This is a genomic window from Streptomyces sp. NPDC059866 (assembly GCF_042731325.1).
Classification (GTDB): Bacteria; Actinomycetota; Actinomycetes; order Streptomycetales; family Streptomycetaceae; genus Streptomyces; species Streptomyces flavusporus.
Window position 1 is genome coordinate 1 of the sequence record NZ_JBHWJT010000133.1, and the last position, 1,233, is coordinate 1,233.

Below are 1,233 nucleotides of genomic sequence, written 5' to 3' on the forward strand. Positions count from 1 at the left end.
CCGGGCTCCAGGTGCGGGCCGCAAGCGGCTGACGGACACCGACCCTGGTCTGCTGCCCGCGCTGGAGTCGCTGATCGAGCCGCACACCCGAGGTGACCCCGTCTCCCCGTTGCGGTGGACCACGCTGTCGTTACGGGCCCTGGCCTCGACCCTCACCACACAGGGCCACCCGGTCAGCGCTTCAACCGTCGGACACCTGCTGCACACCCTGGGCTACAGCCTGCAGGGAACCGCGAAGACAACAGAGGGCATCAGCCATCCGGACCGCGATGCCCAGTTCACCCACCTCAATGCCACCGCCGCCGCGTTCCTCAACGATGCCCAGCCGGTGATCAGCGTCGACACCAAGGCCAAGGAATGGCTCGGCAACCGGGACCGGCCCGGTCGCACCTGGCGGCCGGGCAAGAACGCGATCAAGGTGGACTGCCACACGTTCACCACCAACGAGCAGCCCATGGCGATCCCCTACGGGATCTACGACATTGCCAACAACAGCGGATGGGTCAACGTCGGCACCGACCACGACACCGCCCAGTTCGCGGTGGAGTCCATCCGACGCTGGTGGCAACACCGCGGACGGGCGGACCACCCGAATGCCACCCGGCTCCTGATCACCGCCGACTCCGGCGGCTCCAACGACCCCCGCCGCTGGACCTGGAAAAGCAACCTTGCCACCTTCGCACGAGAGAGCGGCCTGGAGATCACGGTCTGTCACCTACCGCCGGGGACTTCGAAGTGGAACAAGATAGAGCACCGGATGTTCTGTCACATCACCGCGAACTGGCGGGGGCGGCCGCTGACCAGCTACCAGGTGGTCCTCGAGACCATCGCCGCCACAACAACCAAGACCGGTCTGACCATCGGGGCCGAACTGGACACAGGCAGCTACGACCTCGGCATCAGCGTCACACCCGCCGAGTTCCACGCCCTTCCGATCACACCCAACGCCTTCCACGGCGACTGGAACTACACACTGTCTCCCGTTCCACCGCGAGCGCCAGACGCGCCGGCAACGACACACCGGACCGACCCGGCCCTGACCGCGATGCTCACCGATCCGGCCCTGACCGGCATGTCACGAACCGCCTTCGAGCATCTGGTGGCGGTCTCGGAGCCTTTCTGGGACGCGTTGGCCGAGGCAGCATTCCAGCGACGCTTCCACCGCCCGCGCAGCTACCGCCACCCACAGATCAGCAGCGTGGACCACACCCACCGGCTCCTGGCAGCCATCCT

The 1,233-nt window shown here is 66.9% G+C and carries 1 pseudogene; it reads left to right on the top strand.

Annotated elements, in window-relative coordinates:
- Positions 1-1,233 (top strand): annotated as a pseudogene (locus ACFV7R_RS47065) (ISAzo13 family transposase); the annotation flags it as partial.